This is a genomic window from Stenotrophomonas sp. 05L413, from assembly GCF_056397945.1.
In genome coordinates this window covers 162,376-174,486 of sequence record NZ_JBFTOL010000005.1, presented here as the reverse complement: position 1 = coordinate 174,486, position 12,111 = coordinate 162,376, and the positions used below count along the sequence as shown (strand labels likewise).

Genomic DNA, 12,111 nt, shown 5'->3' with positions numbered 1-12,111 from the left:
TGGCGATGAACCGCGCACAGTTCCTGCGCCTGATGCTGGGCAGTGCCGCCTTCGCGGCATTGCCAGCGCCGGCACGCGCCCAGGCCGGGCGTTACGACTTCTGGTTCACCCGCCTCAAGTACGACTCCGGCGACTGGGACGTGGATGCGCGCATGCCATCCAACGTGATCACCTCGCTGATCGATTACACCTCCCTGCGCGTGGACCCGACCGAGCACGTGATCGCGCTGTCCGATCCGCGCATGCTGGAGGCGCCGTTCTGCTACCTGGCCGGCCACAAGCTGGTCGAGTTCAATGCAGCCGAACGGCAGAACTTCGTACGCTACGTGCGCAATGGCGGCTTCGTGTTCGTCGATGACTGCAACCACGACATCGACGGCCTGTTCGCCACCTCCTTCGAAGCGCAGATGGCCAAGCTGTTCGGGCCCAGGGCGCTGGGCAAGCTCCCGAACAATCATGCGCTGTACCGCAGCTTCTTCCGCTTCCCCGAGGGCCCACCGGCCACCGGGTTCGAGCTCAATGGCTGGGGCGATGATCTGGTCCACGATTACCTCAAAGGCATCCAGATCGATGGTCGATTGGGTGTGCTCTACAGCAACAAGGATTACGGGTGCGAGTGGGACTACGACTGGCGCAACAAGCGCTTCCTGGCCGAAGACAACACCCGCTTCGCCGTCAACATCGTGATGTATGCGTTGAACAGCTGAGCTTCTTCCTGCTTTTTCAGCCACGCATGGCGTGGCTCTACGCCGATCCTGCGAGTGCCTTATGACGACCGACCGCCTTGATGCCCTTCTTCCCAAACTGCAGCAGCTGCGCGGCGCGCTGGCCCAGGCCGTGGTCGGCCAGCACGCGGTGGTCGAGCAGCTGCTGATCGGCCTGCTGGCCGGCGGCCACTGCCTGCTCGAAGGCGCGCCCGGGCTGGGCAAGACCCTGCTGGTGCGCTCGCTCGGGCAGGCGCTGGAGCTGCAGTTCCGGCGCGTGCAGTTCACGCCCGATCTGATGCCCAGCGACATCCTCGGCACCGAGCTGCTGGAAGAAGACCACGGCACCGGGCACCGGCACTTTCGCTTCCAGAAGGGCCCGATCTTCACGAACCTGCTGCTGGCCGACGAGCTCAACCGCACCCCGCCCAAGACCCAGGCCGCGCTGCTGGAGGCGATGCAGGAGCGCACCGTCAGCTACGCCGGCACCACCTATACGCTGCCCGCACCGTTCTTCGTGCTGGCCACGCAGAACCCGATCGAACAGGCGGGCACCTACCCGCTGCCCGAAGCCCAGCTCGACCGCTTCCTGCTGCACGTACGGGTGGACTACCCCACCGAGCAGGAAGAGCGCGACATCCTGCTGCAGACCACCGGCAGCGCCAGTGGCAGCGTGCCCAAGGTGATGGACGCCGAGGAGGTACTGGCGCTGCAGGCCGCGGTGCGCCAGGTCCACATCAGCGAAGACGTCCTCACCTGGATCACGCGCCTGGTGCGTGCCAGCCGTCCTGGCCGCGATGCGCCGGCGGCGGTGAACCAGTGGATCAAGTGGGGCGCCGGCCCGCGTGCCGGGCAGTCGCTGGTGCTGGCGGCCAAGGCGCGTGCGTTGCTGCAGGGCCGCTTTGCCGCGACCCGCGAGGACGTGCAGGCGCTGGCCGCGCCGGTGATGCGTCACCGGCTGTTGCTGTCGTTTGCCGCCGAAGCCGAGCAGAAGAGCGCTGACGATGTGGTCGCCGCGCTGCTGCAGGCCGTGCCGTTCCCGGGGTGATCCACACGCCGTGAGCCGCAACGCACCGATCGCGATCCCCGCCGATGTCCGCAGCCGCCTCAAGGCGCTGCGGCTGCTGCCACGCCGTGCGCGCGGTGCGCACGGAATCGGGCAGCACGCCAGCCGCAGCCGCGGTGCCGGGCTGGAGTTCGCGCAGTACCGTGCCTACGAACCCGGTGATGAGCTGCGCCAGATCGACTGGAAGCTCTACGCGCGCTCGGACCGGTTCTTCGTACGCGAATCCGAGCGCGAGAGCCCGATCACGGCTTGGGTGCTGATCGATGCGACCGCCTCGGCGCGGCAGCGCGATCGTGCACGGCCGGAGTGGTCGCGGCTGGACCACGCCTGCGCGACCGCCGCCTGCCTGGTGGAACTGGCCCTGCAGCAGGGCGACCGCTTCGGCGCGATCGTGGTCAGCGGCGGCGGCGTGCAGCTGGTGCCCGCCGGGCACGGCCCGCGCCAACGTGACCGCGTGCACCTGCTGCTGCGCCAGCTGCAGGCCAGTGACCGCTGGCCGCCGGTGACCTCGCTGGCGCCGATCTGGGAGCGCGTGCAGGCCGGCGATCTGCTGGTCGCACTGGGCGATGGTTTCGACGAGGCCGGCATCGTGCTGCTGGAACGGCTGGCGGCCGCCCGTCGCGAAGTGCTGCACCTGCAGCTGCTGACCGCCGAAGAGCGCGATTTCCCGTTCACCCAGGGCCACCGCTTCCGCGATCCGGAGACCGGCGAAGAACTGCTGGGGGACGGCCGTGCGATCCGAGACGACTACCTGGCCCGCTTCGACGCTGCGCAGCGTGCGTTGCAGGCGCGTCTTCAGAGCAGCGGCATCGTGCACGCCAGCGGCTATCTCGACGAGCCGCTGGATCAGCCCCTGCGTGTGCTGCTCGGCGCCGGAGGTGGCGCGTGAGCCTGCTGTTCCCGCTCGGCCTGCTCGCACTGGCGGCCTGGCTGGTGCCGCTGTTGATCCACTTGGCGCGGCGCGACCAATATGCGCCGCTGGATTTCGCCGCGTTGCGCTGGCTGCGGGCCCGGATCCGGCCGCGCCAGAACGTCCGTTTCGATGAGTGGCCGCTGCTGTTGGTGCGGTTGCTGTTGCTTGCCGCGCTGGCCCTGCTGCTGGCGCGGCCGGCGCTGCACGGGGGCGCGGCCGATACCCACGCGGTCACGGTGGTCGCCCCCGGTCTGGACGGGGCGGCGCTGCGTGGCCAGGATGCCGAAGGGGACTGGCGATGGCTCGCGCCTGGCTTCCCTGCGCTGGCCGACGGCGCGCCGGCGCCCCATCAACCGCTGGCCAGCCTGCTGCGCGAGCTGGATCAGCGCCTGCCCGCCGGCGCATCGCTGACGGTATACGTGCCTGACCCGATGCCCGGGCTGGATGGCGAGCGCCCGCGCCTGTCGCGTGCCGTGAACTGGCGGCCGATCCTCATGGCACCGACCCGCGCGCGCACGGCGGCACTGCCTGTGCTGCAGGTCGGTGGCGAGATCGCGGAAGGCGAGCAACGCGTGTTGGCCGCGTTCCAGCGCGCATGGTCCAACCAGGGGTTGTCTCCCGCACGCGGTGCCGGTACCGCCCCGGACGCCGGGCAGATCGGCGTGTGGCTCGCCGCTGCGCCGCTGCCTGCCGCCTGGCAAGCGTGGGTGCGCCAGGGCGGCAGCGCGCTGGTCGCGTCGGGTTCTACTGGGGAGGGTTGGACTCCCGCCCTGCGCGATGCGGACGGCACGTTGGTACTGGAACAGCGGCTCGAGGGCAGTGGTCGCCTGCTGCGTTTCACTGCGCCGCTGACGCCGACGGCGCTGCCGGTGCTGCGCGATCCCGGCTTCCCGCGCCAGTTGCTGGCGGTCGTCGCCGCACCCGCCACGCCCACGCTCGCAGCCGCGGCGACACAGCAGCCAGTGCGCGGTGGCGCCACGCCGCGTCCGCTGCCGCGTGAGCTGACCCCCTGGCTGCTGGCGCTGATCGTGTTGCTGTTTGCGCTGGAACGGGTGGTGGCCACCTCGCCGCGCCGTGGAGCAGGGGCATGAACGCCATCATCCAGCGCGGCTGGCAGCGCGCTCGCCGGCGCCAGTGGTGGATCACCGCCGTCGTCGCGGTACCGATCGCGCTGGCACTCAGTGCTGTTGCATGGCGGATCGCGGGGTTCAATGCGTTCACCGTGATCCTGCTGCTGACGTTGCTGGTCGGCGTCGGGCTGGCCACCTGGCGCGCGCGCCGCCTCGATCGCCACTGGCTGGTTCGCCGCCTGGATGAACACGCGGTGGCGCAGGACAGTGCCGACCTGCTGTTCGCGACCCCCGACACCTTGAACCCGTTGCAGCAGCGCCAGCGCTCGCATGTCGAGGCGGCACTGCAGTCGCGCCTGCCCGAGCTGCGGCCCCGCTGGCCGTGGCGCTGGGTACTGGCGCCGGCGGTGATGTCCTTGCTGGCCATGGCCCTGGCCTTCGGCTGGCCGCGCGACCAGAACGCGGCGCCACTGTTCCCAAGCGCCGCGGCACCGCCGGCCACACCGGCGCAACCGCCGCAGCTGCGTTCCACCCGGCTGGAGATCACCGCCCCTTCCTACACCGGGCAGCCCGCGCGCGTGCAGAGCGCGCTGGATGGCAAGGTCCCGCAGGACAGCCGCCTGCACTGGTCGCTGCGTTTCTCCGCGCAGCCGAAGACCGCGACCCTGCAGTTCCACGATGGCCAGCGCATCGCCTTGCAGCGCGATGGCGAACAGTGGACCGCACAGTGGACCGCAACACGTCCGGCGCTGTACCGCGTGGTCACCGAACCCGCCCTGCGCGACACCCGCCTGTATCGACTTGATGTGGTGCCCGATCGCCCCCCGGTGGTGCGTGTGATCGCCCCGGACCGCAGCCTCGTGCTGGGCACGCCCGGCCAGCGCCAGTGGCCGCTGCAGTTCGAAGCCAGCGACGACTACGGTGTGGTCGCCACCGCACAGTTGAAGGTCACGTTGGCCCAGGGCAGCGGCGAGAACATCACCTTCCGCGAGCAGACCTTCACCCTGACCGGCACCGGCCCGGCAACGCAGCGGCGCTTCGCCCGCACGCTGGATCTCGCCGCGCTGGGCGCCACCGAAGGCAACGACGTGATCGCCCAGTTGACCGTGCGCGACACCCACACGCCCACCGCGCAGACGGCTCAGAGCAGCAGCGTGATCCTGCGCCTGCCCAGTGCCGCGGAGATCCAGGGCACCGACATGGAGGGCATGGTCAAGAAAACCCTGCCGGCGTACTTCCGCAGCCAGCGCCAGATCATCATCGACGCCGAGGCGCTGATCAAACTGCGCGGCAAGCTGCCGGCCGAGGAATTCGTCAAACGCGCCGATGCGATTGGCGTGGACCAGCGCATCCTGCGCCTGCGCTACGGCCAGTTCCTCGGCGAGGAAAGCGAAGGCGGGGCCAAGCCACCGCCGACCAGCGATGCCCTGCCGACCAGCGACACGCCGCCGGCCGCGCACGACGACGATCACGGCCACGATGCCGACCCTGCCAAGGCCCAGGCGCAGGGCGGGCACGATGATCACGGCCACGACCACGGCGCCACGACCGACGGCAGCGCTGCGGTGTTCGGCAGCGCCACCGATGTGCTCGCCGAATACGGCCATACCCACGATCACGCCGAGGCGGCCACCCTGCTCGATCCCAAGACGCGCGCCACGCTGAAGGCGGCGCTCGATCAGATGTGGTCGTCGGAAGGCGAGCTGCGCCAGGGCCAGCCCGAGCGCGCCCTGCCCTACGCCTACAAGGCGCTGGGTTTCATCAAGGAAGTGCAGCAGGCCGAACGCATCTACCTGGCGCGGGTCGGCCCGGAGCTCCCGCCGATCGACGAGGGCCGGCGCATGACCGGCGAGCGCGCCGACCTGGCCAGCCGCACGTTGCCGTTGCGTGCGCTGGAAGCACCCGACCAGGCCATCGTGCAGGTCTGGCAGCAGCTTGCCGATCCCGCCAGCGCGCCGGATCTGGATGCACTGACCCAGTGGCTGCGGCGCAATGAAGCACGCCTGCCAGACCCGCTGGGCCTGGCCGCCGCCATCGAAACACTGCGCATCACCCCGGACTGCGCCGACTGCCATCAGGCCCTGCGTGCGCAGCTGTGGCGTGCGCTGCTGCGGCCGCTGCCGCAGGTCCCTCGTCGCATCGCACCGGATGCCATGGGTCAGCGCTACCTGGATGCCCTGGAGGCCTCACCGTGAGCGAACCGCGCTGGATCCTGATCGCGCTGCTCGCCGTACTGGCGCTGGCCAGTGCGCGTCTGTGCTGGCAGCAGTGGCGTGGACCGGCGCGGGCAAGCGGCGTGTTCGTCACCCTGCTGTTGTTGCAGGCCGTGGTGACCGTACTGCTCTACCTGACCCTGGTGCCACCGATGCAGCGCATGGCCGGTGGCCAGCTGAGCGTGCTGACTGGCGCGGCCGATCAGGTGCGCTGGTCGGCGGCGCCGGGCGAGACCGTGGTCGCGCTGCCGGAAGCGACGAAGGTGGCAGACGCCCTCGCAGCACCCGACCTGGCCACCGTGTTGCGCCAGCATCCGGGTGCCACTTCCCTTCGGCTGATCGGCGATGGCCTGTCGGCCCGCGATCGCGATGTCGCGCTGCCCCGTGGCGTGCGTATCGAATCGCCCAACGCGCCGCAGGGCTGGATCGCGCTGCAGCCGCCGGCGGTCACTGCGCCCGGTGCGGTGTTCACCGTGAGCGCGCGTACGCAGGGCGTGCCAGGCGCGCGCGCCGAACTGGTGGATCCCGCCGGTGTGGTCATCGACAGGGCCACGCCGGATGCCGAAGGGAAGGTGCAACTCAGCGGTGTGGCCCGCGTTGCCGGACAGAGCGTGTTCGGCCTGCGCCTGCTCGACGCCGAACAGCATGTGATCGATACGCTTGCCGTTCCCGTGGACACCGCCGCCGCCGCAACGCCTCGCCTGTTGCTGCTGGCCGGTGCACCCGGCCCGGAGTTCAAGTACCTGCGCCGCTGGGCCACCGATGCCGGGCTGCGGGTGCAGGCGCAGGCCAACGCGGGCGGTGGCGTATCACTTGGCGATGCACCGATCGCACTTACCGCTGCCACCTTGGCCGAGACCGATGTGGTGCTGCTGGATGAGCGCAGCCTGGCCGGGCTGTCGGCCGCGCAACGCAGCGCACTGCAGCAGGCGATCCGCGCCGGGTTGGGCGTGCTCGTCCGCACCAGTGCCCCCCTCAGCGACAGCGCGCGCCAGGCGCTGCGCGGCTGGGGCATGCCCGTCAGCGGCAACAACCAGGCCGCCCCCCTGACCCTGCCGGCCGACGCCGATGCCGCTCTGCTGCAGGCACGCCGTGGCCCCCAGCGGCCCGCGTCGGACACCACCGCCTACGTCGATGAAGCCGACACCGCCTCGCATCAGGCTGCGCTGCCAGTGTTGGAGCAGTTGACTGTCAAGGCCACCGATGCAGCCGCCCTGCTGCACGATGACAAGGGCGCTGCCGTCGGCGGCTACCGCGTTCTCGGACGCGGCCGCGTTGCGCTCCTGCCCATCACCGACAGCTATCGACTGGTGCTGGCCGGCCGCGACGATCGCCACGCTGAGGTGTGGAGCAGCGTGCTGGCCAGCGTGGCGCGCCCGCTTCCTGCCGCGGATGTGCCACGCATCGGCACCCACACGCCGTGGGCCGGCGAGCGCATGGCGCTGTGCCAGCTGCAGGTGACTGCACAGGTGCGTGCACCGGATGGCGCGCTCATCCCCCTGCAGCTTGATCCGGCGAGCGGTCCCGAGCGCTGCGCCGGCTACTGGCCGAACCAGCCGGGCTGGCATCAGCTGCAGCAGGGCGAACGCCGCCACGCGTTCTACGTGTTCGATCCGGCCAGCGCGCGACCGCTGTATCGTCAGCAGCTGCGCGATGCGACTGCCCAGCGCCTGGCCACCGGCGCCGCCGCTTCATCGGCTGTCGTGGTCGAGACGCCGGGCGCACGGTGGCCGTGGCTGCTCGCCTTCGTGCTGGCGGCAGGGTTGCTGTGGTGGCTGGAGCGACGACGGGGGGTGACAGCAGGCTGACGCGCGCACAGCGTTGAGTCCCACAGTGCGAGTGGGGTAACCGTCAGGGTGTTCCGCCGGGCTCCGGCAGCGCCGGGCACCCACCCTGCTGCACACACACCTCCTGCGCGCGACGCTGCTCTTCCTCGGTCAGCTCCGGCGGTGGGCGCGCGGTCGCGGACTGGATCTGATCGGGTCCGCCAGTAAGTTTGTTCACGCCCTGGGCGGCGGCGGCCAGCCCCTTGTTGATGCCCATCATCAGATAGCCACCGCTCATGCTGACCTGCTCGGGCGACGGGGGCTCGCTCCAGGTGCGGCTGAAGCGGTTCGGCTGCACCTGCACCGGATTCTTGAAGCGGTACAGATCCAGCGGTTCGTCGTCGGGCTTGAGGGCGCGCACCTCGCCCAGCGTGGTGACATCCCCCTGCGTTGTCGCGGGCGGCGGTTCCACGGGTTCAGGTACGGCGGCCTGCTGGGCCTGCCCGGCAGCGGCCAGCAGCAAACCCGCAAGCACTGCCAAGCCTTGATATTCACGTAATGCCACAGCGACTCCGTCCGTGTTGGTAGCGGGCTGCCACCAAGGATACGGATGCCGGTGTCAGATTTCGTTGCTGGCAGCTGTCCAAGCGACGCCGGCAGGCACTGAACCATTCACCCCGGCGCAGCGCAATGTCTCAGACATTGAGACGCGGTCATGTTTCCATAGCGCCCTTTGCAGACCGTTGTGACCATGGCTTACGAACTCGCCAAGCGCACCGAGGACGCCGAGCGCCGCCTCGCCACCACCGAAGGGCTGCCCTCGCGCGATGGTGCGCTGCTGACCTCGCGCCTGCAGCGCCGCTACCACGACCGCATCACCGGCAGCTTCACGATTCCCGCGCGCGAGGGCCGGTACGCGCCGATCCCGACCGATGTCCCCGATGCCTTGGTCAGCGCACTGAAGGCACGCGGCATCGAGCAGCTGTACAGCCACCAGGCGGAGGCCTGGGAGGCCAGCCAGCGGGGCGAGCACGTGGCCATCGTGACCCCGACCGCCAGCGGGAAATCGCTGTGCTATACCCTGCCGGTGGTCAGCGCCGCCATGCAGGGCAAGGCCAAGGCGTTGTACCTGTTCCCGACCAAGGCGCTGGCCCAGGACCAGGTGGCCGAGCTGCTCGAGCTCAACCGCGCCGGCGACCTGGGGGTCAAAGCCTTCACCTTCGATGGCGATACGCCGGGTGATGCGCGCCAGGCGATCCGCCTGCACGGCGACATCGTGGTCTCCAACCCGGACATGCTGCATCAGGCGATCCTGCCGCATCACACCAAGTGGGCGCAGTTCTTCGAGAACCTGCGCTACGTGGTGATCGATGAGGTGCACACCTACCGCGGCGTGTTCGGCAGCCACGTCACCAACGTGCTGCGCCGGCTCAAGCGGATCTGCGCGTTCTACGGGGTGGAGCCGCAGTTCATCCTGTGCTCGGCCACCATCGGCAACCCGCAGGCGCATGCCGAGGCACTGATCGAAGCGCCGGTCACCGCGATCACTGAATCCGGCGCGCCGACCGGGCCCAAGCACGTGCTGCTGTGGAACCCGCCGGTGGTCAATGCCGATCTCGGCCTGCGGGCCTCGGCCCGCTCGCAGAGCAACCGCATCGCCCGCATCGCGATCAAATCCGGGCTGAAGACCCTGATCTTCGCGCAGAGCCGGTTGATGGTCGAAGTACTGACCAAGTACCTCAAGGACATCTTCGACCACGACCCGCGCAAGCCGGCCCGCATCCGCGCCTACCGGGGCGGTTACCTGCCCACGGAGCGGCGGGAGACCGAGCGGGCGATGCGCGCCGGGCAGATCGACGGCATCGTCAGCACCTCGGCACTGGAGCTGGGCGTGGATATCGGCAGCCTTGACGTGGTCATCCTCAACGGCTACCCGGGCAGCGTCGCCGCGACCTGGCAGCGTTTCGGCCGCGCCGGCCGCCGCCAGCAGCCCGCACTGGGCGTGATGGTGGCCAGCTCGCAGCCGCTGGACCAATACGTGGTGCGGCATCCAGACTTTTTCGCCGAAGCCTCGCCCGAGCATGCGCGCATCGCGCCGGACCAGCCGTTGATCCTGTTCGATCACATCCGCTGTGCCGCCTTCGAGCTGCCGTTCCTGGCCGGCGATCCGTTCGGCCCGATCGACCCGCTGGTGTTCCTGGAAGCTCTGGCCGAGACCGAGGTGGTGCATCGCGAAGGCGACCGCTGGGAATGGATCGCCGACAGCTACCCGGCCAACGCCGTCAGCCTGCGCTCGGTGGCCGATGGCAACTTCGTGGTGGTGGACCGCAGCGACGGCAAGCAGCAGATCATCGCCGAGGTGGATTACTCCGCCGCCGCGCTGACGCTGTATGAAGGCGCCATCCACATGGTGCAGTCCACCCCCTACCAGGTGGAGCGGCTGGATTGGGAAGGCCGCAAGGCCTACGTCACCCGCACCCACGTGGACTACTACACCGACAGCATCGACTTCACCAAACTCAAGGTGCTGGACCGCTTCGACGGCTGCATCGCCGGGCGCGGCGATTCACACCACGGCGAAGTGCACGTGGTGCGCCGCGTGGCCGGCTACAAGAAGATCCGCTATTACACGCACGAAAACATCGGCTATGGCCCGGTCAACCTGCCCGACCAGGAGCTGCACACCACGGCGGTGTGGTGGCAGTTGCCGCAGGCGCTGCTGCTGACCGCGTTCGACAGCAAGCAGGAAGCACTGGACGGTTTCCTCGGCGCGGCCTACGCGCTGCACATCGTCGCCACGGTGGCGGTGATGGCCGATGCGCGCGATCTGCAGAAGGCCGTCGGCAATGGCGATGGCGCGTGGTTCGCGGTGGCCGACCAGAGTGGGCGCGGGCAACTGCGTGGCGCCGAGTTCGATGCCAGCGCGATCGAGTTGCAGCAGCAGTTCGTGCCGACGGTGTATCTGTACGACAACTTCCCCGGCGGTGTGGGCCTGAGCGAGCCGCTGTGGGTGCGCCAGGCCGAGCTGCTGCTGCGCGCGCGCGAGCTGGTGCAGGGCTGCGACTGCAAGGCCGGCTGCCCGGCCTGCGTCGGCCCGGTGCTGGCCGGTCAGGAGGACGATGCCACCACGCCCAAGGCGCTGGCGTTGAAGGTGCTGGCTCTGTTCGACAGCGCCGCGCTGCCGTCTGCTGAAGAGCAGGAGCACCGTAGCGCCGAGGTGGTGAACCCGTGAGCCTGAGCCTGGACAAGCTGCGCCTGCTGCGCCGGCAGGCCGGTGATGCGACGGCGGCGCCTGCCTCTGGTCCGGCCATCGCCCCTGGGCGCGGATCCGCTGCCGCTGACACGGGCGCTCCCGGCGGCACGGGCAGCGCCCCGCTTCCGGCCGCCGCCAACGATGCGCGTGCGCGTACGCCCGCACCGGCCTCCGTCTTCGGCTGGGTCGAGCAGGAGATCCGCCACAAGCCAACCGGCGCGGCCGCACGCGAGACCGCACCGGCAGTTCCCGCTGTTCCTCCTGTTCCTGTTCCTGTTCCCGCGCTGCGCAAGCCGGAGATCGCTGGCCTGCGCCGTCTGCTCGGCCTTCGCGATCGCGGCCTCAGCACCGCCACCCCGCGCGAGAACGCCAAGGATCGGCATGTGCCCGGTGAGGAAATCGCGCCGGGCCTGTTCCTGATCGAATCGTTCGTTACCCAAGCCATTCCGACCGAGCCGTTGTCGCTGGCCTTCGCCAAGCGCGAAGGCGAGCAGGTGCAGCCGCAGGACCTGCTGTTCTTCGATACCGAAACCACCGGCCTGGCCGGCGGCACCGGTACCCGCGCCTTCATGATCGGTGCGGCGGACTGGCACACGCATCCCGACCGCGGCGACGGCCTGCGCATCCGCCAGCTGCTGATGACGACGATGGCCGCGGAAACCGCGATGCTGCGCGAGTTCGCCGGCTGGCTGCAGCCGAGCACGGTGTTCTCCAGTTACAACGGGCGCTGCTACGATGCGCCGTTGCTCAAGACGCGCTATCGGCTGGCCCGGCAGCGCTGCCCGATCACGCCACTGGATCACGTCGATCTGCTGTTCCCGACGCGCCGCCGCTATCGCGGCACCTGGGAAAACTGCCGGCTGGCCACGATCGAGCGCCAGCTGCTGCAGATCGTGCGCGAAGACGATCTGCCCGGCTCGGAGGCCCCGGCTGCGTGGCTGAACTACCTGCGCGGCGGCAGTGCGGTGAACCTGCGCCGGGTAGCCGAGCACAACCACCAGGACGTGGTGACCTTGGCGCTGCTGATGCGGCGGCTGGTGGCCGAGGAACAGCGCGACCGGGAGACGTTGGCGCTGCAGGCCATTGACGCGGTGTAAAGGCCGGCCCACGGACACTGCGGGTACTT

At 69.8% G+C, this 12,111-nt stretch carries 9 protein-coding genes; 8 read left to right on the top strand and 1 reads right to left on the bottom strand.

Annotated features, from left to right (window positions below; translation table 11 throughout):
- Window positions 1–5: 5 nt before the first annotated feature.
- The 6 genes from AC1DIQ_RS12795 to AC1DIQ_RS12770 all read left to right on the top strand — a co-directional run bounded on the left by AC1DIQ_RS12795 (window position 6) and on the right by AC1DIQ_RS12770 (window position 7,774).
- Entirely contained in the window at window positions 6–707 is a 702-nt protein-coding gene (locus AC1DIQ_RS12795) for a DUF4159 domain-containing protein (RefSeq protein WP_121043952.1), read from the top strand.
- A 61-nt stretch (window positions 708–768) separates the two neighbouring features.
- Complete coding sequence (locus AC1DIQ_RS12790) at window positions 769–1,752, top strand: AAA family ATPase (protein WP_478050169.1); 984 nt, start codon at window positions 769–771, stop codon at window positions 1,750–1,752.
- Window positions 1,753–1,762: 10 nt separating this feature from the next.
- Window positions 1,763–2,659, top strand: coding sequence for a DUF58 domain-containing protein (locus AC1DIQ_RS12785; protein ID WP_478050168.1), 897 nt, complete (start codon window positions 1,763–1,765; stop codon window positions 2,657–2,659).
- Window positions 2,656–3,774 carry a BatA domain-containing protein gene (locus AC1DIQ_RS12780; protein ID WP_478050167.1) on the top strand — a complete coding sequence of 373 codons (1,119 nt, stop codon included), beginning with the start codon at window positions 2,656–2,658 and terminating at the stop codon, window positions 3,772–3,774. Before AC1DIQ_RS12785 ends, AC1DIQ_RS12780 begins: the two co-directional genes overlap by 4 nt.
- Window positions 3,771–5,948, top strand: a complete 2,178-nt coding sequence (locus AC1DIQ_RS12775) for a hypothetical protein (protein ID WP_478050166.1) — start codon at window positions 3,771–3,773, stop codon at window positions 5,946–5,948. The genes AC1DIQ_RS12780 and AC1DIQ_RS12775 overlap by 4 nt, the downstream gene beginning before the upstream one ends.
- The gene (locus AC1DIQ_RS12770) at window positions 5,945–7,774 is read left to right on the top strand and encodes a hypothetical protein (RefSeq protein ID WP_478050165.1); all 1,830 of its coding nucleotides are present in this window, start codon (window positions 5,945–5,947) and stop codon (window positions 7,772–7,774) included. Before AC1DIQ_RS12775 ends, AC1DIQ_RS12770 begins: the two co-directional genes overlap by 4 nt.
- A 43-nt stretch (window positions 7,775–7,817) precedes the next feature.
- Here AC1DIQ_RS12770 and AC1DIQ_RS12765 read toward each other — a convergent pair whose 3' ends face one another.
- Entirely contained in the window at window positions 7,818–8,255 is a 438-nt protein-coding gene (locus AC1DIQ_RS12765; RefSeq protein ID WP_478050239.1) for a hypothetical protein, read from the bottom strand.
- A gap of 228 nt (window positions 8,256–8,483) precedes the next feature.
- Here AC1DIQ_RS12765 and AC1DIQ_RS12760 point away from each other — a divergent pair, with 228 nt between their 5' ends.
- Together AC1DIQ_RS12760 and AC1DIQ_RS12755 are read left to right on the top strand one after the other, a co-directional pair.
- The gene (locus AC1DIQ_RS12760; protein ID WP_478050164.1) at window positions 8,484–10,964 is read left to right on the top strand and encodes a DEAD/DEAH box helicase; all 2,481 of its coding nucleotides are present in this window, start codon (window positions 8,484–8,486) and stop codon (window positions 10,962–10,964) included.
- On the top strand, window positions 10,961–12,082 hold the full coding sequence (locus tag AC1DIQ_RS12755) for a ribonuclease H-like domain-containing protein (RefSeq protein ID WP_478050163.1): 1,122 nt from the start codon (window positions 10,961–10,963) through the stop codon (window positions 12,080–12,082). Before AC1DIQ_RS12760 ends, AC1DIQ_RS12755 begins: the two co-directional genes overlap by 4 nt.
- Window positions 12,083–12,111 lie beyond the last annotated feature (29 nt).

Excerpts from the sequence above, each read along its gene's own strand:
- AC1DIQ_RS12795 (WP_121043952.1), top strand. The coding sequence starts at position 6 with ATGAACCGCGCACAGTTCCTGCGCCTGATGCTGGGCAGTGCCGCCTTC.
- AC1DIQ_RS12790 (WP_478050169.1), top strand. The coding sequence starts at position 769 with ATGACGACCGACCGCCTTGATGCCCTTCTTCCCAAACTGCAGCAGCTG.
- AC1DIQ_RS12775 (WP_478050166.1), top strand. The coding sequence starts at position 3,771 with ATGAACGCCATCATCCAGCGCGGCTGGCAGCGCGCTCGCCGGCGCCAG.
- AC1DIQ_RS12760 (WP_478050164.1), top strand. The coding sequence starts at position 8,484 with ATGGCTTACGAACTCGCCAAGCGCACCGAGGACGCCGAGCGCCGCCTC.